We start from the raw sequence: 21,762 nt of genomic DNA, 5'->3' as shown, positions 1-21,762 counted from the left end.
TAGTCAATTTCGCTATACCACCTAATCGTAATACCAGATGGTGGACATTTGCCCCGTTCGACCTACGACGAAGATGGCCCGACGCTTACATCTCGATTGTCGGCAACCTGGTATGGAGCGTCGCAGATGCGTGAAGGAAGGAGGATGCCATGCCGATCTACGTCAGTCTCGTCAAGTTCAGCACCCAGGGGGTCACGACCATGAAGGACCAAGGCGTCTCGCGTTCGGACGTCGTGCAGCAGAATATCGAATCCTTGGGTGGACGGCTGATCGACGCATACTACTGTCTCGGTGAATACGACGTCGTCGCCATTTTGGAATTTCCCGACAATCGCACGGCGATGAAGGCGGCGTTGCTGAATTCATCGCTCGGCCACATCAAGATCACGACCATGCCGGTCTTGAGCCGCAATGACTGGCGCGGGCTGCTTCAGGAAACATGGGCGAAAGGAAAAGGCGCGCTAAGCGCCGGTTGGGGGAGTCGCTGAAGGAAGTTCGTGTATTACGTGTGCCTTGCAGACAAATCGCCACGAAAAGCGGGTTATCGGACCGGGCGGCACAGTTAGAAGAGGACTTGAGTAGAAGAGGACTTGAGTCAGGGGGGAACTAGGAGGTTACGGAGACGGCAAGCGCGGCTTCGCGAGCCCGACGACGTCTGGTCTCGAGATCGCGCATGAGTCGCGCTTCGCATGCGGCACAGATGCCGTGCGTAATGCCCTCCGCATCACAGAGGACCGATCCCAACACTGCCTTACACCAGGCACATTCACGCGTAAGCATCACCTGCACGTTAACACCCCTGCGGCTCCCTCCGTAGAGGATGACGGCCTATTCGTCTGTCATCCGTCTTTCTAAAGCATTACCGGGAGGGCCGAAAACCTCAGCGCACCGGGCGATGAATGTCACCCCCTCTTCGGATTTCGAGATAAATCCTGCCGCGCCAAGCCGTCGTGCTTCCCCAACGATCGCCGCATTCTCAACCGCGGACATCATCAAGACCGGGATCGACGAAAGGTTCGACCGGAGCCACCGCAACGCCTCAAGTCCATCCATGACAGGCATCTGAACATCCAACAGCACGCCACAGATCGGTGAGGACGCGGACGCTTCAGTCAGGAGCCTCACCGCCGTCAAACCGTCATTGGCCGTCACGATCAGGTATCCGGCCGCACGCAATCGGTCGCTGAGGACGCGAATCGTATCGGGATTGTCGTCGACCACCAGTATCGCCCCTCCCACTCTTCACCTCGTCCCGGCGCGCGACCACGGGATTCGACTTCTCATTGTCCGGCGCATCCCTCACCACACGCGGCCCGCTGAGACAGATCGGCGGCTCCAACGATGAGGATGCCACGCATGATCGGATGCAGCTCACAGTGATACGGGTATCGTCCGGGAGGAGGGGCCGCAATGCTAAAGGCCGCGTCCGGCCGGACGATGCCGGAGTCGAACCAACACTCGCTGTCTCGTCTCCCGCAGCCGTCATGTCGGATGCTGTGTGGGGATGGGGTGCCATTCCGCCAGGTAATCGCCGTTCCGTCCGTCGCGACCGCGGTCACGGGATCGTAATACAGGCCGCCGCTGTCCATCGTGATCGTCAAAGCAGAAGGACCACTGGCGTAGAGGGTCGACGGCAACGTCAATGCCGCGAGCGTCATGAGCACGACGAATGGAAACATCATCGGCGTACCTCCTTGCCGAGGGATGTTGCGTCCCGTCATGAGCAGCGTACCGCGCGAGGGATAAAGATGCCGTGCACCGATGCGCGGGAACCCGTAAAAAAGCTGTAAAGAATCGATGGAAAGCGGGGGAAGGGAGCTAGTCCGGCTCCGCTTGAAAGCGATAGCCGACTCCGGGATCGGTCAGGATAAAGCGTGGCCGCGTGGCATCCGGCTCGAGTTTTCTTCGCAAGTGACCGACGAAGACCCGCAGATATTGCGTCTGTTCAACGTACCCGGGTCCCCAGACGGCTTGCAGCAGCATGCGATGGGTGACGACCTTTCCCGCGTGCTCGATCAGATATTTCAGCAAATCATTATTCCGTGGGGGTGAGAGGCACGAGTTCGCCGTGGAGGCGCACTTCGCGGCGATCGAAACGGACCGTGAGCGGCCCGGCCCGATAGATCGGCTCCGCACTCTGGGCACCCGCCGCGCGGCGCAACAAGGCGCGGATGCGGGCGAGCAATTCTTCGGTGCCGAACGGTTTCGTCACATAATCGTCCGCGCCTTGCTCGAGGGCTTGAACCTTTTGCGCTTCCTCACCGACCGCCGACAGGACGATGATCGGCACGCTGGACCGTTCACGCAGAGCCCGCGTCACCTCGAGGCCGTCCATGACCGGCATGACGAGATCGACGACCGCGAGATCCGCCGGGCGCGCGGCAAAGAGCGCAAGTGCCTCTTCCCCGTTCGTCGCCGTCACCACCGCGTAGCCACGACTCTCAAGGCTTACTTGCAGCGAACGTCTGATGTGCCGCTCATCATCGACGACAAGGATTCGTGCGCCGGCGCTCATGGTCGACCTGATTGGGCCTCACGGTGACTCGGAAGTCCGGCGCCGGCGGGCTCCGGCACCAGAGGCAGCTCGAATTGCACGGTCGTTTCACCGTCAGAGGACCGGGCGGTGATGTGCCCGCCGTGGACTTCAATGATCGCCTTGCAGATCGCCAAGCCCAGTCCTGTCCCCGGCACACCGCTCCGCACAGCTGATTCCGTGCGATAGAATCGGTCAAAGATCCGCGCCACGTCGTCATCCGCAATGGCGACGCCGCGATTCGAGACCGAGACGACGATCGTGCCGGGATTCGCGCTTGCCCGAAGGGTGATGAGCGAACCGGCGGGAGAAAATTTCACGGCGTTGTCGAGGAGATTGACGAGGACGAGTTGGATCTCGGTTCCATCGACGTAGAGAGGCGGCAGGCCGTCGTCCAACTCAACGAGCAATTCGCGCTGCTCGATCGCCGGCCCGACACGCCTGATCGCCCCTTCCATCAACTCCTCGACGACATGCCAATCGCAATGTGGGCACAGCACCCCGGCCTCCAATCTCGACATGTCGAGCAAGTTTTCCACCAAGCGGTGCAAGTAGCGCACTTCCTCGCGGACTCCCTCGATCAGCTCGCGCCGAACGTCGCCGGTCGCGTCTTCGACTCCCGTAATCAAGCTCTGGATGGCCGTAAGCGGCGTCCGAAGCTCGTGGGAGACAGAAGACAGCAGCGCGGTCTTCAGCGAATCGCTCTGCTGGAGGGCCTCCAACGCCCGCTGCTGCGCATGCTGCCGCTCCGTGGTCTCCTTGTTGAGCTCCTGGTTGGTTCGCCAGAGCAATCCGGCAAGCCCCAATCCCAAGACAGCCGCCACGATGATGAACCCGGCCGTCCACTGGATGATCGCCTGAATCTTCGACTCCGAATGCTCGGTCATCGTCACGACCGCTTCATTGGCGGCGACGACCAACGCCTGGTTCATCCGCAGAAGGTCGTCCCGAGCCAATAGGTATTCGGGCGTGTTCGGCGCCAGTTGTAGAAATAGATGCGCCTTGTCAAGGAGCGCGACCAGCAGACTGCGTTCCTCTAAGAACTCGCGGCGGATGGCATCAGTTTGAGCGGCGGGAATCGTGAGAGTGGTCGGCTGCCCAATGTCTCCCATCGTATGCCCGCCGTTGAGGAGCACGTCCACGCGCTCGAGCAGCAGCTGTCCTGTTCCGCTATGGTCGGCCTGCACGCCTTGGGAGGCCAACAAGAGTTCTTGGAGGTGGCGCTCGGCCAGCATGCGTTGCCGTCCCGCGAGGTCGATGATGACGGCATCGGCCTGCCGATTGTGAATGAGCTGAAATATCTGATAGAGACTGCCGATGAGCCCGACGAGCAACACGCCGGCCAGCGCGACGATGTACCAGCGTATGCCGCGATAGCGGGATGGCATGAGCGCGGGATGACGAAGAAAACGCTGCGTGATTATACCCGATCCTCAGACCAACCGCTCCGAACCTGAACGATGCTGAGACCGTGTGATGGTCTATCGCCTCGCCGCGGATGGCGTTCTCCTACTCCATCTGGCGTTTGTTCTGTTCGTTGTGGGCGACGGGTTCCTCGTCCGGCGAACGCCGCGCCTGGCCTGCCTCCATCTCCCGGCCGCGGCATGGGGCGCGGTGGTCGAATTCGCCGGTTGGGTGTGCCCCCTCACGCCGCTCGAACATTTCCTTCGCCAGCGCGGAGAGGCGGCGAATTATGACGAGGATTTCATCACGCATTATCTCTTGTCCATCCTCTATCCCTCGGCACTGACGCGGGAGGTGCAGATCGTCCTCGGCACGGCCGTGCTCGCAGTGAACCTCGCCATCTACTGGCGTCTAGTCAGGCGCCACTACGGGCCGCGACCTTAGTCCGGTTCGACCGTAGCCGGCGGTGCGGTCGGCAGCCCCTCTTGCGTTTTATCCTCAGGAAACTGATAATACTATTAGAGTTTCTATCGTTCCCTCTTCGCTATGCACCGTGCCTCTCAACACTTGCGAGTCGAGCCGTCATCGTCAAGCCGTGCGACGACGCGCCGGCGCATCGTGCTTGCCGCGCGACGCCAGTTCCTCACGCATGGTTTTCGGGGCGTCACGATGGACGACCTGGCCGCCGCTCTCGGCATGAGTAAGAAGACATTGTATGGGTGCTTTCCAAGCAAGGAGGCTCTTCTCAAGGCCGTGCTGCGGGACAAGTTTGCCGACATCGAGCGGGACCTCCGACAGATTACGCGAAACGGAGCCGCCGTCCCGACGACGATCCATCAACTTCTCGCGTGCGTCCAGCGACACACGGAGGAGATCCAGCCTCCCTTCGTGCGTGATATTCAACGCGAAGCGCCGGACCTGTTTGCCATCGTCGAACGTCGCCGCCGGGTGATCTTGCAGCGGTATTTCGGCCATGTGTTCCAGCGGGCACGGCGAGCCGGCCTGATGCGGCGTGATCTCCCGGTCACCCTCGTGGTCGAAATCCTTCTCGCCGCCGTCAGCGGCGTCTTGAATCCGCCCAAGATGGCCGAGCTCGGCATTACGCCAAAAACGGGCTTCTCGGCCATCATCACCATCATGCTCGACGGTGTCATGACTCGGCGAGGGCGGACGCCGTGACACCTCGAACGTCTGCCTCCTTTGGCCTATCGCTGGCTGCCCTGATGGGAGTCCTGGTGCTCGTCAGTGGCTGCGCCAAAGCCGACCCCAACCGCGCCCAAGGCTATGTTGAAGGCGAGTTCGTCTATGTCGCGTCGCCCTTGCCCGGGACGTTGACTTCGCTCCTGGTGTCCCGCGGGAGTCAGGTGAAAACCGGGGACCTGCTCTTCATCTTGGACAGCACGCCCGAACAAGCCGCACGAGACGAAGCCGAGCGCCGGCTCGCCCAAGCCCGCGCAACGTTGAAAGACGTGAAGAAGGGCAAGCGCCCAACAGAGCTCGAATCGATCGAGGCGCAACTGCGGCAGGCACGCGCCGCGCTCGCCCTGTCCGAACGAGACTTCGAGCGACAGGCGAATTTGATCAAAGAGCCGGGCGCCACGCCGGAGCAGGACTACGACCGCGCCCGTTTCCTTCGCGACGAAAATCGCCAACGCGTCGCCCAACTCGAAGCCGAGCTGAAAACGGCCCGCCTCGGCTCGCGCACCGATCAGATCGCGGCGGCAGAAGCCACCGTCCGCGCGCAAGAGGCCGCCCTCGCAAAGGCAGAGTGGGAGCTGTCGCAAAAACGGCAGACGGCCTCACAAGCGGGCCTCGTGTACGATACGTTGTATCGTGAGGGAGAGTGGGTGCCGGGCGGTCGGCCCGTGGTCGCCCTGCTTCCGCCGCAGAACATCAAGGTTCGGGCATTTGTATCCGAGGCCAAGGTCGCGACGATCCATCCCGGCGACCGAGTGGCGGTTCTGGTCGACGGCGTGCCGCAACCCCTCGAGGCGCGCGTCAACTACATTTCGCCGCGTGCCGAATACACGCCCCCGGTGATCTACAGTCAGGAGAGCCGTGCGAAGCTCGTCTTCATGATCGAGGCGGCAGTGGATCCGGCCGTCGCTGCGACGCTCCACCCCGGTCAGCCCGTCGACGTGCAGTTTGGGAGCAATCATGACTAGCCCGGTCGCCATCGACGTTCAGGACATGACCAAGCGCTTCGGGAACCGCCTCGCCGTCGACCATGTCGACCTTCTGGTGCAGACCGGCGAAGTGTGCGGATTTCTCGGACCGAACGGAAGCGGCAAGACGACCTTTCTGCGCATGCTGTGCGGGCTGCTTCGCGCCGATGAGGGGCGCGGCACGTGTCTCGGGCACGATGTGATCCGAGAGAGTGAGGTCATCAAGCGACAGGTCGGATACATGACGCAGCGCTTCAGTTTCTATGAAGATCTGACGATCGCCGAAAACCTCGACTTCGTCGCGCGCATGTACTCGATGCCCCAGAGGCGTGAGGCCGTGTGGCAAAGCTTGGAGCGGCTGGGACTGGTCGATCGTCGCGACCAATTGGCCGCGCAGCTCTCCGGCGGGTGGAAACAACGGCTGGCGCTCGCCGCCTGCCTGATCCATCGCCCGAAGCTGTTGTTGCTCGATGAACCGACGGCCGGCGTCGACCCGAAGGCTCGACGCGAATTTTGGGAAGAGATTCATGAGTTGGCCGCGGAAGGCCTCACCTTCCTCATCACGACTCACTATATGGACGAAGCGGAACGGTGCCACCGGCTCGCCTTTATCTCCAACGGTCGGTTGCTGGCTCACGGCACCGTCGCCGAGGTCATTGCGCAGGCCAATCTATCCACGTGGGCTGTTTCGGGATCGCAGTTGCTTGACCTGGCTCAGCAGTTGCGCCGCCAGCCGGGCGTGGGCCAAGCGGTGCCGTTCGGGAACGTCTTGCACGTCAGCGGTGACGATCCCGAGGCGCTCCAACGGGCGATCGCGCCGTTCCGCCGCGAGCCCTATCACTGGCGTCCGATCGACTCGAGCTTGGAAGACGTGTTCATCCGTTTGATGGAGCACCCTCAGCAGGCGGTGCCAACGTGACGCGCTCTGGTTTTTCGTTTGGGCGGTTCTGGGCCATCGTCGTCAAGGAGTTCGTTCAGATGCGCCGGGATCGTCTGACGTTCGGGATGATGATCGGCATCCCACTCATCCAGCTCACGCTGTTCGGCTTCGCGATCAATTCCGATCCCAAGCACCTTCCGACCGCCGTCCTCCTGGCCGACCACGGCCCGCAGGGCCGCACCGTGCTCTCCGCCATCCGGAACAGCAGTTACTTCGACTTCGTGCGCCAGGTGGACACTGAAGCGGAGGGCCATGCCGTGCTCGCGCGGGGGGACGTCCAGTTCGTGGTGAACATTCCCGAGAACTTCAGCCGGGACTTGTTACGCGGCGACCGACCCGCGATCCTCGTCGAGGCCGATGCGACGGATCCTGCGGCGACGAGTAACGCGCTGGGTTCGCTGACCATGGCCATCAGCACGGCGCTCCAGCACGACCTCAAAGGCCCGCTCGCGTACCTCACCGGGGCGACCCCGCCCATCGATGTGCGGATTCACGCGCGGTACAACCCCGAGGCGATCACGCAGTACAACATCGTGCCCGGCCTCATGGGCGTCGTCCTCACGATGACGATGGTGATTATCACGGGCTTGGTCATGACGCGCGAGCGGGAACGCGGCACGATGGAAACCTTGCTGTCCATGCCCACACGTCCACTTGAAGTCTTGCTCGGTAAGATCGTTCCTTACATCCTCGTCGGCTACGTCCAAGTCGGCCTCATTCTCGTGGCATCGCGATTCCTCTTTCACGTGCCGATGGCCGGCAGCGTGCTCCTTCTGCTCGTGGTGTCGCTGGTGTTCATCGCCGCCAATCTGGCCGTCGGCATCACCTTTTCCACGGTGGCGCAGAATCAGTTGCAGGCCATGCAGATGTCGTTCTTCTTCTTCCTCCCATCGCTGCTGCTCTCCGGGTTCATGTTTCCGTTTCGCGGCATGCCGACATGGGCGCAGGGGCTGGGCGAAGTCTTCCCGCTGACCCATTTTCTGCGTATCGTTCGTGGGATCTTGCTGAAGGGCAACGGCCCGAACGAGGTGGTACTCCAACTCTGGCAAATCGCGCTCTTCACCGCGGTGGCGCTGATCATTGCCGTCACCCGCTACCGCCAAACGCTGGACTGACGGATGGACGGGCGACACCAACCGCGGCGCGTGAGATGAGCGCGCGGACCAAAGCCGAACGAGTCTGCATCTGCGGACACAACAAACGGCAGCATGCGGTCGTCGCGGGAACCCGCGGACATTGTCGCGAATGTCCGTGCGAGCGTTATCGGGCTCGTCGTAAACGCGCACGCGGCCGCCGGACGCAGTCCCGCGACCGAGGCGATCCTCGGGGGCGTCCCCGTCGCTGAGCGGATAATCGGTCGAGGCTATTCCGGAACGGGCAGACTGACGGGACGGACGGCAGGGATGTCTTTCGAGCCCTCGACGCTGAAGGTCAAGACCATGCCGCGATTCACGTGGGACGTCTCGCCACCCGGGTTGGGAAAAAGACAGAGGAAGGCATACCGGCCCGGCGTCAGCGTCGCGGTAAAAAATCCCTCCGTCCCCGGCTCGAGACCCGAGAGTCCGCCCATCAGGGTTCCGGGCAACGGGTCTGTCGCACCGGGCGTCAGTGACGCGACGACATCGGGGACTGTGGCCGCCGGAGCGAGCTTCACCAGCGTCACCTCATGCGCCTGCGTGCCGCGATTGAAGACCCGGAAGGTTCGTCGGCCGGAGTGAATTTGCTCTGGGACCGCAAAGGAGAAGTCTCGCAGGGCGAGATGGTAGTCATAATGAGGTGCAGAGAGGCCTCCTTCGATCACTTGCAACTCCTGATGCATGCCGAGTGCGACATGCGGGGTGCCATCTCGTGACGGAATCACACACACGAGAACGTAGGAGCCCGGCTGGAGGTCGACGATCGCTTCGGCATCTTGACCCGGACTGATGCCGTTGGGCCCACCCACTTGCTTGGCCCATGACGGGATGTGCACGACGCGGTGCCGAAGCGCCTCGACCAACTCGTCGGCGGTTTTCCCCTTCTCGAGTTTCAAGAGCTGAATGTGATGTGCCTCATGACCGTGGTTCCGCACCTGGATCACCGTGCGGCCTTCCGGCACGATGTTCGGTCCCTCGAATTGATACTCCTCAGCAATGAAGGTCGCGACGCCAGGCTGAAGGGCAACCCGGGCATCATGCCTGTGTCCGGCGCAGCCAAGCATGACGCTGACGAAAGTGAAGAGGAGAAGGAGAAGAGAAGGGGTCCTCATGAGCGCATTTGTTATACCTATTCACGTTCGCCTCGGCAAGTGTATTCTCCTCGTAGTTGTTCCAACGACACGGCCGTCCAAGGCTCCACCGTCGCGTGCCTGGTAGGATCTGCCGCTCCACCGCAAGCCTTCAGCACTGATCCCGTCGGCGAAATAATGGCCCGCTACGGGAACCGCTTAGGTCCCCAATGTGCGAACGCGCACCGAAGTGTCGTTCGAGGAGCGCAACGAACGGAATGGTAGGGAGCCGGGATCCAACAAGCCCACCCGTCCTCCCGAGCCACGTACTTTGTCTAGAGCCACTGTTCCCCTCGACTTTCGTCAGCAAAGGTGTACACTTCATGTCATCCTAGAGCTTACGGCCTTTGGGTGGTACATGGAGGGATACATGAGCAACGATGTGACACTGAACGACGAGGTCAACCGGCTACACGGTCTCCGATTTTGCGGAGTGTGGCAAACGGACCACGGCGATTTCGCCCTCTTCGAAGACGCCCTCGGCACACGATCTTCGTTTATGTTGAAACCCGGCGAAACCCTCGGGGACGGAGTCAAGCGGGTGACCGCGCGGTACCGAACCCCGGTGTCGTGACCGCTGCCGACTCGACGACGTCCGACTCTTCCGATCGTCTTCCGTTTCGACACACGACACCCTCGGTCCCGCTCCGCCGGCCACCCCGTTCAGGCGGCTTATCTGGACTCCTGCTTGATCAGATTCTTGACGCGATTCTCGCCGTTCAGCTCCAAGCTCACGCGGTCACCCGCATTCACGCCCTTGAGCAGATCGTCCCGCGTCACGTTGAGCAGCCAATTGTCCCCTTCCTGAGTTCGAACGCGAATTTGTTGGCTGTCCGGGTCCACTTTCTCCACCGTCGCCCCGTTGAACGTCATGATCGTCGGCTCCTCTTGTCCCGACCTCGATGCCATGCCCGGGTGCATGACGTTCAAGATGGTCACGTTGAAGACCACGTCCTTTCCAGCCAGCGGATGATTGAAGTCGACCACGGCGGCGTCGTTCGCTAACCGTTTCACGATGAACGGTTGCCCATGGGGCGTCTGGTACACGTCCCCGACCTTGGCGTCGTCCGGCAATCGGTCCCGCGCGATCGTGATCCGCTTGCCTTCCTCGTAACGCCCGAAACTTTCGTCCGGCCTCAGCTCGACATGCTTCTGCTCTCCCGCTCTCATGCCCATCAGCGCGTCTTCCAGCCGTGGAAGGAGCTGGCCTTGCCCGGGAGTGTATTCGCTGACATTGTCCCGCATGATGAACTCGCTGTCCGGCACTGACAAGGTATACGAGATGATCACGCGGTCTCCTGGGCCGATCCGCTCGGACGACTCCGCACCGAACGTGAGACCGGGTACGCACAGCATCATCAACAGTGATAGCGGTAGCCAGATGCGTTGGTATCTCATGTCGCCCTCCTGGCTTGGGTGATCGTGATGTCAGGTTCTTTCATTATCCGCCCCGGGGTGGGCCTGCAGTATGTCCGCCGCATGCGCGGGTTCCCGTGGACGAACTTGAACGAGGAAGCGAGACGACGGTCTACGTAGTGACGTGGCGAGGAGTCTGGTTGCTTGAGGGGCGTTAGGGCGCCGATCGGCGCACGGGCGAGAAGCTCGGAACTTGCGTGCCGAGAATATCGGGGTAGTGGGCTGGGCCGCATTCCGGGCAGAGGCCATGGCTGAAATCGGCCTGCAAGTGCGCAGCGATGTAGATTTCCAATTGCTTCCAGTATCCTTGGTCGTCACGGATCTTTTTGCAGTACGCGCAGATCGGCAGCAGGCCCTTGAGCACTTTGACTTCCTCCTCGACACGTTTTCTCGCGAGTGACATCGCGACGATGACCCACAGGATACAGACGGCCACGGCGCGGTGCGCCAGCTCGGGTGAGAGGATGAGCCCATCACGCAATCCGGCGGCAATGATCAAACCACAACACACGCATCCGGCGAGCAGGACGAAGACGCCTTCGGACCGCTCCGACCAGAGCGCGATCCAGGCAATCGGTGCGACGTACAGCATCGGGTCGATGGAGAGCGCGGGCACCAGCAGATCAACCAGACCAAGCGCTGCGATCAACACAAAGACGGGAATCAGCCGTACCATGCCTTTTCGTTGAAGGGCTGCTCGCTCCATCATCGCCGCCATCTCCTGCCACTCCTTTCCATCCCTACCGAGTACGGCTCCGGGAGACGAGCGCGAGCGCCGCTGGCTCGCGGTCATCGGCCAACCCCGAGCGGACGCGCTCCATGAAGATGACCTGTGTCACGCCCGTCATCGCGCCGGCGAACAGGACGCTCGTCCCCGCGACACTCAACAGAATGGTCGCGATTCCCATCAGGCCGATCGCCGGTCCCCATTCTTGGACGAGCCATCCAAATCCCCAGATACCGGCCAAGGATGTTGTCATCGCGACGGCCGTGTACAGTCCCATGACTCGCCCCAGCATCGGCAGCGGCGAGAGTTCCTGAAGGATGCCCCACGCCACGGGCGTCAAGGTCCCTATTCCCGCGCCCACGATGGCCATCAGCGCGAGCGCGACCGCCAGGTTCATCGTCGACAAGAGGGTGAGCAGCGCCACGCCGGCGACTGCACTGGAACCTGCAACCAGATAGACGCGCGCACGAAGGGTCCAGGTAGAAACGCGGAGCAGCCCGATGGAGACGACGAGAAAGCCGACGCCGAGCGACGACCAGAAATATCCCACTTCCACCGGGCCGAATTGAAAGAGGCTTTTTCCGAACACAGGCAGCAATGTCGTCAACGCCGCGGTGGCGAACGTATAGAGGGCGGCGATGATGATCAATCGAACGATCGTCGGCGAGGAGCGAAACACAAAGCGAGCGGCTTCCAATAGCGCGGCAATTGTCCGTGGCTTGCGGGCGGCCGGTACCGACGCACGGTCTTGAAACTGCATCGGCAGGAGCAGAAGAGCCGACGCGACATAGGTCACCGTATTGAGCGACAGCACCTCTTTGGGGCCCAGCGCTGCAATGCCGATTCCGCTCATGATCGGGCCGAGGATGATCCCGATACTGGTCGTGCTCTGTAAGACCGCATTGCCCGCTGTGAAACGCCTTCGGGACACGAGGAACGGGACGGACGCCGACAATGCCGGTGTGAAGACGGCGGAGGTGAGCCCATACAGAAAGACCAGGCCATAGAGGAGATCGACGGTCAGTACATCCGATGGCACCAGCCAGGGCACGAACCCCAGGAACACACCACGCAGGAGATCGGTGACGACGAGGATTCCCTTCTTCGGGAGTCGATCGACGAGGACCCCGATGAAGGGCGTACAGACGATGGAGGAAATCGTTTGGAGGAGGCCGATCAGCGTCGTCTTAAACGCGGATCCCGTAACCGAATAGACGAACCACAGGAGTGCCAGCTTCGTGACACCATCGGCAACTTGCGACAGGAGCTGGCTTGTCCACAAACATCTGAGGTTTCTCGTCGGCAATGGATGAATCCGCCTATCGGCGAGCCGGAAGTTACGGCATTCTAGGGAGGTGCTGCCAGTCGTGCAAGAGGAGGGGTTGTCCTAAGTTAATAAACGTACTTCAGCTCTCGAACCATTCGCCACTCGCCGCGATGGCAAATGTCATGCGGCGCGTTTCGTCTCGGAGGGCTCGGAGGACTTCTTGGTCATGGCGAGGGCGATGAACCAAAACAGTCCTGCGAGCCCGCCCACGATCCCGATGAGTGATATCAGCCGAGAGGTCACCGTACACCTGTGGCAGGCCAAAAGGCATGCCATTATACGGGTGTCCGGAAGAACTCTTCCAGCCGGGACTTCTCACTACTCTTCAGTCGATCACCGCAGCACGACGATCCATCACCGTTCTGAAGCGGTTCCGCCTCCGGTGTTTGGAAGAATCGGTGCCGTGGGGACTGCGCCCGCGTTCTCCTGTTGTGACAACTCTTGGACCGTTTTCTGCACCAGATTCAAGTGCTCGCGCAGCTGTGGAACGACCTGAGCCACCCACGCCTTGACGGCGGGATTCTGCCCCTCATCCACCTCCCGCTCGAAGGCCGCCAGATCCTTCTGGTGATCCTCGACCATCCGCTGTAAGTAGGCACGCTCGAACTCACGCCCGGAGAGTTGGGACAGTTGACGCATCGTCTGCTCCCCGTCGGCCGGTGCCAACGGGATGCGCCATCCTTGCTGGTCCACCAACTTCTGCAATTCCTCATTGGCCTTGGTGTGATCCTTCATCAGTCGATCGCCCAATTGTTGCACAGCCGGCGTGGTGCCTTGCACCATTGCGAGGCTCCCGAGTTTCACTTCCAACGCGCCGTCGCGTGCCGCTTCATTGAGGAACTGCTGATCGGTCGAGGCGAGCTTCCCTTGGGCTTGCTGTTGCTGCGCTTGCGCCCGCGCCTGTGCCGCCCGCTGTTGCCACTGCGCCTCCTCGGACGGCGTCTGCCGTTGCGCAGACGCCCGGTGCGTCTCGGCTGTTGGATGCTGCTGAGCACACGCGGACAGCATGGTCACGCCTGCGAGCAGAGCTACGGTATACCGTTTCATGACAATTGCCTCCTCCTAACTATGCTTGGTTTAGCTTAACGTTCGCGAAGCAGGGTTCTTCAGCCGATATGATAGAAAGGGTATGTCCTTGAAGCACCGACACGTCCACACCTGCGGCGACCCAGACGTGCATGGACGTCTGCACCATTGAGCCATCTTCAATGATATTGACGTGCCGACCGCTGCTTTCTAGAATGCGCGGGCGCAAAATGATGAGTGATGCCGTGTCGTTTCAGCAGATCGCGCAGATACTGGAAGTTACCGACCGACTCGGACTGAATCGCGAGCGGGTCGAAATTCCGCTCGGCTCGGAGTCTCCCGGCGTTGTCCGCACGTTGCCGAACGGAAAACTCGAGATCATCGTCGATGCCGACACACCGTTCGATCGTTGGCTGGCAAATTTGGAGCCGACGATCATCGCGGTCTGGCAAGGGCGCCCTATGGACTCTCGATGACGACCGAATCACAGCACCCGGGACCGAGCCACCCGGCGCCTCTAGGACCCAAGCGTGAGGAACTGCTCGCCGAACTCCTTCCAGTACCGGAGCCGCCGGAGCAGCCCGAGCCGATTGCGCCGCCGGGTCTCGAGAAAGTCGTCACGGCGGCGGTGAGTTACATCCGGGGACGGCGTGGGGCGGATCTTGTCTCGATCATCCTCGTGGGATCCGGCATCCGCCGCGGATTAACGGCACACAGCGATCTGAATTTCATCGCCCTCGTCAAAGGGCAGGATGAGGGCGAGGAGATCGTCCGCATCGACGACCGGCACATCGAGGTTCGCTACCGCGGCCACAAGGCGGTCGAACAGGAATTACCCTTCACTGCCCGGCTGCCGCCGCTCCTTCGAAAAGGCCGCGTGCTCTTCGACCATGAGCAGGTCGGTGCCCGGCTGGTGGACAAGGCGGCTCAACGCTTCCGACAAGGACCGCGACCGGCCAGCATGAACGAGAAGATCCGGCTGAAGGCCGAATGCTTCCATCGGCTCGGGAAGGCCGAAGATCTCGCCCACGTGCCGGCGACCGCCCAATACCTATTGGGCCTCTTTTTCGACTATCTGGTTCAAGCGTTTTTTCGGTTGCGTGGCTATTGGGCGACCGCCCCGGCGGATGTCCTGCGCTTCGTGTCCAGCCGGGATGCGGCAATCGGCGAATTGATGGACCGTTTCTTGACCGCCGCGTCGCTGGATGAGCGACTCGCGCTCGGCCGGCAGTTGGCTGATGAGATCTTCAAAGACATCCCGCTCCCCGCCCGTGTCGATTGACCTCCGACACGGCTGCATGCCGCGACGTCGTGCCTCCTGCTAGAATGCCTCAAGGAGTCCTCCGCCGTGGACCTGATTACCACTCACCTCAACGCCGATTTTGACGGCGTGGCTTCCATGGTGGCCGGCCGAAAGCTCTACCCGGGCGCCGTCCTCGCACTCCCCGCCGGCGCACAGGAGGCGGTGCGCCGCTTCCTCGCAACTCATGACCTTGGGATCAAACGGATGAAGGACGTCGATCTCTCCCAGGTCGAGCGTCTCATTCTGATGGACGCTCAGGAACCGGACCGACTCGGTCCCTTTCGCCGCGTGCTTGATCGACCGGCGGTGCGGGTGATCATCTATGATCATCACCCCGACGGCGAGGAGTCGCCGGACCGGCCGGGGATTCGCGCCGAGCACCGGGTGGTCGAATCCGTCGGGGCGACCACGACGTTGCTCGTGGAGGCGTTGCAGCGAGAGCGGATTCCCCTCACGCCGTTCGAAGCCACCGTGCTCGCGCTCGGGCTCTACGAAGAAACCGGCTTTCTCGCGTTCACGTCCACGACGCCCCGCGACCTCGAGGCCGCCGCCCATGTGCTCCGCTGCGGCGCCGATCTGACGATGGTGACCGATACCCTTCGGCATCCCCTCGACCGCGAGCAAATTGCGCTCCTCGATGATTTGCTGCAGAACGGCGAGATCCATTATCTCGAGGGCTGTAAAGTGCTCATTGCCGCGAGCACGTACGATCGCTACCGAGGCGAGTTGGCGGACGTGGTGCAGAAGCTCGCCGAAATGGAAGGCTTGGATGCCGTGATTGCGGCCATTGCGCTGGAAGAGAAAATTGAGCTGATCGGACGCAGCCGCCGGGATGCCGTCGATGTCGGGGCGCTGGCCCGCGAGTTCGGCGGCGGCGGCCATGCGGTCGCGGCGGCCGCGACGATCAAAGGCCGCACGCTCATCGAGGTGCGCGAGCAGATCGTCGACTGGGTGCGGCGGCGGGCCGAGCCGGTGCTCCTCGCCCGTGACGTGATGTCGAGCCCCGCAAAGATCGTGGACCAAGGCGCGAGCGTCCAGGAGGTTGAGGGGACGCTGACGCGCTATCAGGTCAATGCCGTGCCGGTCGTCGACGAGGACGACCACTATCGCGGCATCATCACGCGCGAGACGGTCCAGAAGGCGCTTTTTCATAAGTTCCACAAGACGCCTGTCGCCGACGTGATGCAGACCGATGTGTATACCGCGACACCGACCACGCCCTTTCGCGACATCGAAACGCAGATGGTCGATCGGAATCAGCGCTTCGTGCCGATTCTTGATGGCAGTCGGGTGATGGGCGTGATCACCCGAACGGATCTCGTTCGCGCCCTGCACCATGATCTCCGCAGCTCAGGCCGCATACGGTCGAAGGACGAGGAGGTCCCGGACACGCCGCAGAGTCGCAATGTGCGATCGCTTCTCAAGACGCATCTGCCGACGGAGATCTATCGATTGTTGGAAGACGCGGGCGCGCTCGCCGAACGGAGGTCGGTGTCCCTCTACGTGGTGGGCGGCTTCGTCCGCGACCTACTGCTGGGTCATCCGAATCTGGACCTCGATTTCGTCGTCGAAGGCGATGGCCTTGCCTATGCGCGCGAGTGGGCGCAGGAACACGGCGCCTCGGTGAAGACTCATGAGCGGTTTGGTACGGCGGTTGTCCGGTTGCCGAATGGCCGGAAGATCGATGTCGCGACGGCGAGGACCGAATACTACGAATACCCGACCGCGCTCCCGACGGTGGAGCGCAGCTCGATCAAGAAAGACCTGTACCGGCGGGATTTCACGATCAACACCCTGGCGGTTTGTCTCAATACGCCGCGGTTCGGGCAGCTGCTCGATTTCTACGGCGGTCAGCGCGACCTCAAGGACAAGACGATCCGCGTTCTCCACAGCCTCAGTTTCGTCGAGGACCCCACACGCGTATTCCGCGCGATTCGCTTCGAACATCGGTTCGGCTTTCGGCTGGGCAAAGAAACGCTGTCCTTGATCAAGGGCGCGGTAAAAATGGACCTCTTTCACCGCCTCTCCGGCTCGCGCCTGTTGACCGAACTCGTTCTCTTGCTCTCCGAGGACGATCCGCAGGCGGCCGTATCCCGCCTCGGCGAACTGGACCTGCTTCGTTTCATTCATCCACGCTTGAAACGTGCGGTGAATCTCGCGACGAAGGTCAAAGCCCTGGAGGATGCGCTGGATTGGTACAAGCTCCTGTTTCTCGATCGCCAGATGGATGCGTGGGTCGTCTACTTCATGGCAGTGATGGACCCCCTGCCGCCGGATGCCGTGCGAGAGACGCTGAAGCGGCTCCGTGTACCAGAACGGCACGCCGGAAAAATCCGCCGCGCGCGCTTCGACTCGGCCGGCATCTTACGCCGACTTACGGCCCAGCCGGGCCCCAAACCGGCGGAGGTCTATACGCTTCTCTCCGGCCTGCCCGATGAAGTGCTGCTGTTTCTGATCGCGAAAGCGCCATCTGAAAGCGCGAAGCGCCACGTGTCCGCGTACCTCACGACCTATCAACACGTGAAACCGCATCTCACCGGGGCCGACCTTCAGGCTCTCGGCGTCAAGCCAGGACCGATTTACCGCGCGATTTTCGACCGGCTGTTAAAGGATCGGCTGAACGGCGAGGTTCGCTCGGAGCACGATGAGCGAACGCTCGTGCAGCGTCTCATCGCGACCTCGCCACGCGGCGCGCCTCGCTGATTTGCCGGTGCGGAGGACGCTCGCTATTGACGCGACCGGACAGGACTGGACGGGCGGGGCACTGCCTCCATCCCAGCCGCGCGTGGACCGTCTCCGTACGCCGCACGGTAACGACGATGTTCTTCCGCCAATGCGGCTTCCAACTCGGCGACGTGGTCGGTGCTTGCTTGCAGTCGGGCTTGGGCCTCTTCTAGATCAACCTGGATACCGGCCCTCTCTTTTGCTGACAGACCGCGCTGCGCGAGTTGACGCTTGAAGAACTCGACGCGTTTTCGCGCTTCCTCCCGCTCTTGATAGGCATGAATGACCCGCGCATTGAGGAGATTCAGGTCGCGCTTCGCGGCCTCTTGAGCAGGATTCCCGATGATGGGCGGAGGTGAACTGCAGGCGACGAGCAGAACGGCAAGGAGCAGCCCGTGGAGTATTGCCGCTGGAGACATGATTACTTCTCGCATCCAACGGACGAACGCGTCAAGACACGGGATTCCTCTATTTGGGTTGGTGACGGGCGGGACGTGTCGACAGCTGCTCCACGACCGACAGCGGCGACGACGCCGCTGTGCTAGAATCCACCCGAGGTATTTGACCAGGAAAGGACCGGCTATGGAAATCGGATTTGTCGGCTTAGGCAAAATGGGCATGAACATGGTGACTCGCCTGCGGCAAGGCGGGCATCGCGTGGTGGCGTTCGACCGCTCCGCAGCCGTCACCGATCGTGCGGCTGACCAAGGCGCGATCCCCGCCCGGTCGCTGGAGGAGCTCGTCCAGAAACTTTCGGCTCCCCGTGCCGTGTGGGTCATGGTTCCCGCCGGGTCGCCGACCGAACAAACCATTGCTTCGCTGAAGCGCTTGCTTCAGGCCGATGACGTCGTCATCGACGGTGGCAATACGCGGTACCACGATGACATCCGCCGCGCCGGTGACCTGGCCAAAGACCGCATCCACTATATCGACGTTGGCACGAGCGGCGGCGTATGGGGGCTGAAAGTCGGCTATTGCTTGATGGTCGGTGGAGAGGCGGCGGTGGTGCAGCGGCTCGCCCCGGTGTTCGAGACGCTGGCGCCGCCGTCCGGCTGGGCGCATATGGGTGGTCACGGCGCCGGTCACTACGTAAAGATGGTGCACAACGGCATCGAGTACAGTTTGATGCAGGGTTACGCCGAGGGTTTTGAGTTGATGGCGAAAAGCGAGTACGGGCTCGATTTGCCGAAGATCGCCCGACTGTGGCTGCAGGGAAGCGTCGTTCGCTCGTGGTTGCTCGAACTCGCCGCCGATGCACTGGCCCAGGATCCACGGCTCGAGAAACTGAAGGGCTACGTAGAGGACTCCGGAGAAGGCCGGTGGATGATCGAGGATGCCATCGACAAGGATGTCCCGGTTCCCACGCTGACCACCGCGCTCTTTACCCGCTTTCGCTCCCGGCAGGCCGAATCATTTGCCGAGAAGATGCTCGCGGCGCTGCGCCATGCCTTCGGCGGCCACGCGGTCAAACAGTAAACCACTGGAGGAAGCCGCTCATGGTCACGCCTGGTTCACCGACCGAGGCCGGACGTAGTCACGTGGAGCCGTCTTCCCTCGTGATTTTTGGCGCGTCGGGCGACCTTACCCGACGTAAGCTGATCCCCGCCCTGTACAATCTGCTGCTGGACGGCATGCTGCCCACGACCTACGCGGTGCTCGGGAACGGAAGAAAGACCTGGACCGATGAGCAATTCCGATTGCAGATGCGCGAAGGACTGGAAAAGTATTCCCGCCAACCGATCGACGAGACCACGTGGCAAGAGTTTGCCAGCCACCTGTTCTATCTCGCGGGTTCCATCGACGACCCCGCGACCTATCCGGCGATCCGCACGCGGCTGGAAGCGATTGAAACCGAGGCCCGGATGCCCGGCCATCGGATTTTCTATCTGGCTATTCCCCCGGATGCGTTTGTTCCGGTCTGCCGGGGACTGAATGACGCCGGACTGATTCATGTGCCCGAGGATCGCCGGCCGTTCTGTCGGGTGATCGTCGAGAAACCGATCGGCCACGATCTCCCATCCGCGCAGGCGATCAACACCGCCTTGGCAAGCGTCTTCGACGAATCGCAAATTTTCCGGATCGACCATTATCTCGGCAAGGAAACCGTTCAGAACATCATGGTGCTGCGGTTCGCGAACAGCATCTTCGAGCCGGTCTGGAACAGCAAGTACATCGACCACGTGCAACTCACCGTGAGCGAGGCCGAGGGCGTCGGGACGCGAGCCGGGTACTATGACGAGACCGGCGCCCTGCGCGACATGGTGCAAAATCACATCCTGCAGTTGCTCTGCCTCGTCGCGATGGAGCCGCCCTATTCCCTGGACGCGACGGTGGTCCGTGATGCACGCATCGACGTGCTCCGATGTTTACGGCCGATCGTCGGCAAGGACGTCGAAACGATGACGGTCCGTGCGCAATATATCCAAGGCAAGATCGGCGGGCGGGAAGTTCCTGGCTATCGCCGAGAGTCCGGGGTACCGCCCGATTCGACGACGGAGACGTACGTCGCCCTCAAACTGTTTGTCGAGAACTGGCGGTGGGCCGGCGTTCCCTTTTATCTCCGCACCGGGAAGGCCATGCCGAAACGTGCGAGCGAAGTCGCGGTCCAGTTCAAGGATATTCCGCACATCCTGTTCAATGCGAATCCTCACATGCCGCAGGCGCCGAACGTCTTGCGGCTTCGCATCCAGCCCGAAGAAGGTTTCTCCCTCCGCGTGATTTCCAAAGTGCCGGGTAGCAAGGCGCAAACGCATCCGGTCGAGATGGACTTCAAGTACGATGAAGCATTCGGCTCATCGTCGCCGGAAGCCTACGAACGGCTTCTCCTCGATGTGATGATCGGGGACGCCTCGCTCTTCATGCGCCGTGACGCTGTCGAAGCATCCTGGGCATGGATTCAAACGATTCTCGACGGATGGCGAACGGAAGGCGCGCGGTGGTTGCCGGAGTATGCGGCAGGAACGTGGGGACCGGTGGAGGCCGACCGGTTGATTCAAATGGACGGGCGCCGGTGGCGGACGCTCTAACGACCGAGCCTCCGCCTCACTGAATCGAGAGACGGAGGCCCGACGCGTATGACGGCGCAGATCGGTTCCTGCTATTCGCGCATCGCAAAATGCACCCGGCGGTTTTGCTGATAGCATGATTCGTCGTGGCTTTCACAGAACGGCCGCTCTTTACCGTACGAGACGATCGACATGCGGGTGTGATCGATGCGTTGGTCGCTGAGGAACGCGCGAATGGCCTTCGAGCGCTTCTCGCCAAGCACGAGATTGTAGGCGTTCGTCCCGCGCTCATCGCAATGACCTTCGATCAGCAGGCGCACTTCGGGATGGGTTTGAAACCATCGCACGTCGTTGAGCAGCGCCTGTTTGCCTTCATTCGTGATGATCGCACTGTCGAAGCCGAAGAAGACGTCGTTGACCGCTTCGATCTCCACCTCGTGGTCGCCGGTGAGCAGCGTGCCGGACTTCCCCGAGAGACCGCGTGACGATCGCGTCCGTCCCTCACTCCCCTGAACGCCATTCGCGCCCTCCACCGGCTGAGCCGTGACGATCGCATCCGACGGGATTCGCTCCTCTCCAGTCGATTTCCCAAGGCTGAAAGCGTCGGGACGCTCCACCTGACTGAGCGACGGGATCGGTGAATCGTCCCGGCCTTCCTGCCCCACCTCCCCTCCGCCTGTCGACGGCTGCCCCGGACGACCACGGCTCGCCTCCCGGCCTTGGGCCCCCCGGTCTTTTCCATACTCGGACTGTTTGTCTCCGCCGTACGTCGAAATCGTTCGGCTGCAACCGGTCGCAACGCTCATGAGCAACGGAAGCAGAATGACCAAGGCGTGAACCGAATGACGTCGGATGATACGCATAACACCCTCCACCGTGTGGCTTGTCTTCAAGGCTAACAGAGCGTCGGGGGCTGTCAAACGGAG

22 protein-coding genes and 1 pseudogene are annotated in these 21,762 nt (G+C 61.7%); 12 read left to right on the top strand and 11 right to left on the bottom strand.

The features are described 5' to 3' along the window. Positions 1–149: 149 nt before the first annotated feature. Positions 150–488 (top strand): GYD domain-containing protein, encoded by a 339-nt coding sequence (locus AC1U7K_RS15815; RefSeq protein WP_480252518.1) that lies wholly within the window; start codon positions 150–152, stop codon positions 486–488. A 340-nt stretch (positions 489–828) separates the two neighbouring features. Here AC1U7K_RS15815 and AC1U7K_RS15810 read toward each other — a convergent pair whose 3' ends face one another. The 4 genes and pseudogenes from AC1U7K_RS15810 to AC1U7K_RS15795 all read right to left on the bottom strand — a co-directional run bounded on the left by AC1U7K_RS15810 (position 829) and on the right by AC1U7K_RS15795 (position 3,921). Then, complete coding sequence (locus AC1U7K_RS15810; protein WP_480252517.1) at positions 829–1,239, bottom strand: response regulator; 411 nt, start codon at positions 1,237–1,239, stop codon at positions 829–831. A gap of 41 nt (positions 1,240–1,280) precedes the next feature. Next, the gene (locus AC1U7K_RS15805) at positions 1,281–1,682 is read right to left on the bottom strand and encodes a cupredoxin domain-containing protein (RefSeq protein WP_480252516.1); all 402 of its coding nucleotides are present in this window, start codon (positions 1,680–1,682) and stop codon (positions 1,281–1,283) included. A gap of 136 nt (positions 1,683–1,818) precedes the next feature. Next, positions 1,819–2,515, bottom strand: a pseudogene (locus AC1U7K_RS15800) (response regulator transcription factor). After that, a complete protein-coding gene (locus AC1U7K_RS15795) occupies positions 2,512–3,921 on the bottom strand; it encodes a sensor histidine kinase (RefSeq protein ID WP_480252514.1) in 1,410 nt (469 codons plus the stop codon). Before AC1U7K_RS15795 ends, AC1U7K_RS15800 begins: the two are co-directional and overlap by 4 nt. Positions 3,922–4,009: 88 nt before the next feature. Here AC1U7K_RS15795 and AC1U7K_RS15790 point away from each other — a divergent pair, with 88 nt between their 5' ends. The 5 genes from AC1U7K_RS15790 (at position 4,010) to AC1U7K_RS15770 (ending at position 8,157) form a co-directional block, all read left to right on the top strand. Next, complete coding sequence (locus AC1U7K_RS15790) at positions 4,010–4,381, top strand: DUF2784 domain-containing protein (RefSeq protein ID WP_480252769.1); 372 nt, start codon at positions 4,010–4,012, stop codon at positions 4,379–4,381. A 174-nt stretch (positions 4,382–4,555) separates the two neighbouring features. Next, on the top strand, positions 4,556–5,116 hold the full coding sequence (locus AC1U7K_RS15785; protein ID WP_480252513.1) for a TetR/AcrR family transcriptional regulator: 561 nt from the start codon (positions 4,556–4,558) through the stop codon (positions 5,114–5,116). A gap of 44 nt (positions 5,117–5,160) precedes the next feature. Then, a complete protein-coding gene (locus tag AC1U7K_RS15780) occupies positions 5,161–6,102 on the top strand; it encodes an HlyD family secretion protein (protein WP_480252512.1) in 942 nt (313 codons plus the stop codon). Next, positions 6,095–7,021, top strand: a complete 927-nt coding sequence (locus AC1U7K_RS15775) for an ABC transporter ATP-binding protein (protein ID WP_480252511.1) — start codon at positions 6,095–6,097, stop codon at positions 7,019–7,021. Before AC1U7K_RS15780 ends, AC1U7K_RS15775 begins: the two co-directional genes overlap by 8 nt. Further along, positions 7,018–8,157, top strand: coding sequence for an ABC transporter permease (locus tag AC1U7K_RS15770; protein WP_480252510.1), 1,140 nt, complete (start codon positions 7,018–7,020; stop codon positions 8,155–8,157). Before AC1U7K_RS15775 ends, AC1U7K_RS15770 begins: the two co-directional genes overlap by 4 nt. A 248-nt stretch (positions 8,158–8,405) precedes the next feature. Here AC1U7K_RS15770 and AC1U7K_RS15765 read toward each other — a convergent pair whose 3' ends face one another. Continuing rightward, positions 8,406–9,290 carry a hypothetical protein gene (locus AC1U7K_RS15765; protein WP_480252509.1) on the bottom strand — a complete coding sequence of 295 codons (885 nt, stop codon included), beginning with the start codon at positions 9,288–9,290 and terminating at the stop codon, positions 8,406–8,408. 388 nt (positions 9,291–9,678) lie between these two features. Here AC1U7K_RS15765 and AC1U7K_RS15760 point away from each other — a divergent pair, with 388 nt between their 5' ends. Then, the gene (locus AC1U7K_RS15760; RefSeq protein ID WP_480252508.1) at positions 9,679–9,882 is read left to right on the top strand and encodes a hypothetical protein; all 204 of its coding nucleotides are present in this window, start codon (positions 9,679–9,681) and stop codon (positions 9,880–9,882) included. A gap of 98 nt (positions 9,883–9,980) precedes the next feature. Here AC1U7K_RS15760 and AC1U7K_RS15755 read toward each other — a convergent pair whose 3' ends face one another. The 4 genes from AC1U7K_RS15755 to AC1U7K_RS15740 form a co-directional block, all read right to left on the bottom strand. Then, on the bottom strand, positions 9,981–10,706 hold the full coding sequence (locus tag AC1U7K_RS15755) for an FKBP-type peptidyl-prolyl cis-trans isomerase (protein ID WP_480252506.1): 726 nt from the start codon (positions 10,704–10,706) through the stop codon (positions 9,981–9,983). A 172-nt stretch (positions 10,707–10,878) separates the two neighbouring features. Further along, a complete protein-coding gene (locus AC1U7K_RS15750) occupies positions 10,879–11,442 on the bottom strand; it encodes a hypothetical protein (RefSeq protein WP_480252504.1) in 564 nt (187 codons plus the stop codon). 22 nt (positions 11,443–11,464) lie between these two features. Then, positions 11,465–12,757, bottom strand: coding sequence for an MFS transporter (locus AC1U7K_RS15745; protein WP_480252503.1), 1,293 nt, complete (start codon positions 12,755–12,757; stop codon positions 11,465–11,467). A gap of 375 nt (positions 12,758–13,132) precedes the next feature. Beyond that, complete coding sequence (locus AC1U7K_RS15740) at positions 13,133–13,825, bottom strand: DUF4142 domain-containing protein (protein WP_480252501.1); 693 nt, start codon at positions 13,823–13,825, stop codon at positions 13,133–13,135. 209 nt (positions 13,826–14,034) lie between these two features. Here AC1U7K_RS15740 and AC1U7K_RS15735 point away from each other — a divergent pair, with 209 nt between their 5' ends. The 3 genes from AC1U7K_RS15735 to AC1U7K_RS15725 all read left to right on the top strand — a co-directional run bounded on the left by AC1U7K_RS15735 (position 14,035) and on the right by AC1U7K_RS15725 (position 17,810). Continuing rightward, positions 14,035–14,280, top strand: a complete 246-nt coding sequence (locus AC1U7K_RS15735; RefSeq protein WP_480252500.1) for a hypothetical protein — start codon at positions 14,035–14,037, stop codon at positions 14,278–14,280. Beyond that, a complete protein-coding gene (locus AC1U7K_RS15730) occupies positions 14,277–15,086 on the top strand; it encodes a hypothetical protein (RefSeq protein ID WP_480252498.1) in 810 nt (269 codons plus the stop codon). Before AC1U7K_RS15735 ends, AC1U7K_RS15730 begins: the two co-directional genes overlap by 4 nt. Before the next feature lie 66 nt (positions 15,087–15,152). After that, on the top strand, positions 15,153–17,810 hold the full coding sequence (locus AC1U7K_RS15725) for a CBS domain-containing protein (RefSeq protein ID WP_480252497.1): 2,658 nt from the start codon (positions 15,153–15,155) through the stop codon (positions 17,808–17,810). Between the two features lie 23 nt (positions 17,811–17,833). Here AC1U7K_RS15725 and AC1U7K_RS15720 read toward each other — a convergent pair whose 3' ends face one another. After that, positions 17,834–18,250: a hypothetical protein gene (locus tag AC1U7K_RS15720; RefSeq protein WP_480252495.1), complete on the bottom strand. Its 417-nt coding sequence runs from the start codon at positions 18,248–18,250 to the stop codon at positions 17,834–17,836. A 163-nt stretch (positions 18,251–18,413) separates the two neighbouring features. On the opposite strand from AC1U7K_RS15720, the gene gnd reads away from it, so the two are divergent. Both gnd and zwf read left to right on the top strand, forming a co-directional pair. Next, a complete protein-coding gene (gene gnd / locus AC1U7K_RS15715) occupies positions 18,414–19,307 on the top strand; it encodes a phosphogluconate dehydrogenase (NAD(+)-dependent, decarboxylating) (protein ID WP_480252494.1) in 894 nt (297 codons plus the stop codon). A 20-nt stretch (positions 19,308–19,327) separates the two neighbouring features. Then, positions 19,328–20,857, top strand: a complete 1,530-nt coding sequence (gene zwf, locus AC1U7K_RS15710) for a glucose-6-phosphate dehydrogenase (protein WP_480252493.1) — start codon at positions 19,328–19,330, stop codon at positions 20,855–20,857. Positions 20,858–20,928: 71 nt separating this feature from the next. Here the strand turns inward: zwf and AC1U7K_RS15705 are convergent, their stop codons facing one another. Beyond that, positions 20,929–21,699 carry an OmpA family protein gene (locus AC1U7K_RS15705; RefSeq protein ID WP_480252492.1) on the bottom strand — a complete coding sequence of 257 codons (771 nt, stop codon included), beginning with the start codon at positions 21,697–21,699 and terminating at the stop codon, positions 20,929–20,931. Positions 21,700–21,762: the final 63 nt, after the last annotated feature.

This window comes from Nitrospira sp. Vd2, from assembly GCF_979581665.1.
This window is presented reverse-complemented; position numbering and strand designations above follow the sequence as displayed.

What these genes read in the sequence shown, in the direction of transcription:
- AC1U7K_RS15705 (WP_480252492.1), bottom strand. Translation starts at nt 21,699, where the DNA reads ATGCGTATCATCCGACGTCATTCGGTTCACGCCTTGGTCATTCTGCTT.
- AC1U7K_RS15775 (WP_480252511.1), top strand. Translation starts at nt 6,095, where the DNA reads ATGACTAGCCCGGTCGCCATCGACGTTCAGGACATGACCAAGCGCTTC.
- AC1U7K_RS15750 (WP_480252504.1), bottom strand. Translation starts at nt 11,442, where the DNA reads ATGGCGGCGATGATGGAGCGAGCAGCCCTTCAACGAAAAGGCATGGTA.
- AC1U7K_RS15755 (WP_480252506.1), bottom strand. Translation starts at nt 10,706, where the DNA reads ATGAGATACCAACGCATCTGGCTACCGCTATCACTGTTGATGATGCTG.
- AC1U7K_RS15795 (WP_480252514.1), bottom strand. Translation starts at nt 3,921, where the DNA reads ATGCCATCCCGCTATCGCGGCATACGCTGGTACATCGTCGCGCTGGCC.
- zwf (WP_480252493.1), top strand. Translation starts at nt 19,328, where the DNA reads ATGGTCACGCCTGGTTCACCGACCGAGGCCGGACGTAGTCACGTGGAG.
- AC1U7K_RS15815 (WP_480252518.1), top strand. Translation starts at nt 150, where the DNA reads ATGCCGATCTACGTCAGTCTCGTCAAGTTCAGCACCCAGGGGGTCACG.
- AC1U7K_RS15735 (WP_480252500.1), top strand. Translation starts at nt 14,035, where the DNA reads ATGATGAGTGATGCCGTGTCGTTTCAGCAGATCGCGCAGATACTGGAA.
- AC1U7K_RS15760 (WP_480252508.1), top strand. Translation starts at nt 9,679, where the DNA reads ATGAGCAACGATGTGACACTGAACGACGAGGTCAACCGGCTACACGGT.
- AC1U7K_RS15740 (WP_480252501.1), bottom strand. Translation starts at nt 13,825, where the DNA reads ATGAAACGGTATACCGTAGCTCTGCTCGCAGGCGTGACCATGCTGTCC.
- AC1U7K_RS15790 (WP_480252769.1), top strand. Translation starts at nt 4,010, where the DNA reads ATGGTCTATCGCCTCGCCGCGGATGGCGTTCTCCTACTCCATCTGGCG.
- gnd (WP_480252494.1), top strand. Translation starts at nt 18,414, where the DNA reads ATGGAAATCGGATTTGTCGGCTTAGGCAAAATGGGCATGAACATGGTG.
- AC1U7K_RS15805 (WP_480252516.1), bottom strand. Translation starts at nt 1,682, where the DNA reads ATGATGTTTCCATTCGTCGTGCTCATGACGCTCGCGGCATTGACGTTG.
- AC1U7K_RS15780 (WP_480252512.1), top strand. Translation starts at nt 5,161, where the DNA reads ATGGGAGTCCTGGTGCTCGTCAGTGGCTGCGCCAAAGCCGACCCCAAC.
- AC1U7K_RS15765 (WP_480252509.1), bottom strand. Translation starts at nt 9,290, where the DNA reads ATGAGGACCCCTTCTCTTCTCCTTCTCCTCTTCACTTTCGTCAGCGTC.
- AC1U7K_RS15720 (WP_480252495.1), bottom strand. Translation starts at nt 18,250, where the DNA reads ATGTCTCCAGCGGCAATACTCCACGGGCTGCTCCTTGCCGTTCTGCTC.
- AC1U7K_RS15730 (WP_480252498.1), top strand. Translation starts at nt 14,277, where the DNA reads ATGACGACCGAATCACAGCACCCGGGACCGAGCCACCCGGCGCCTCTA.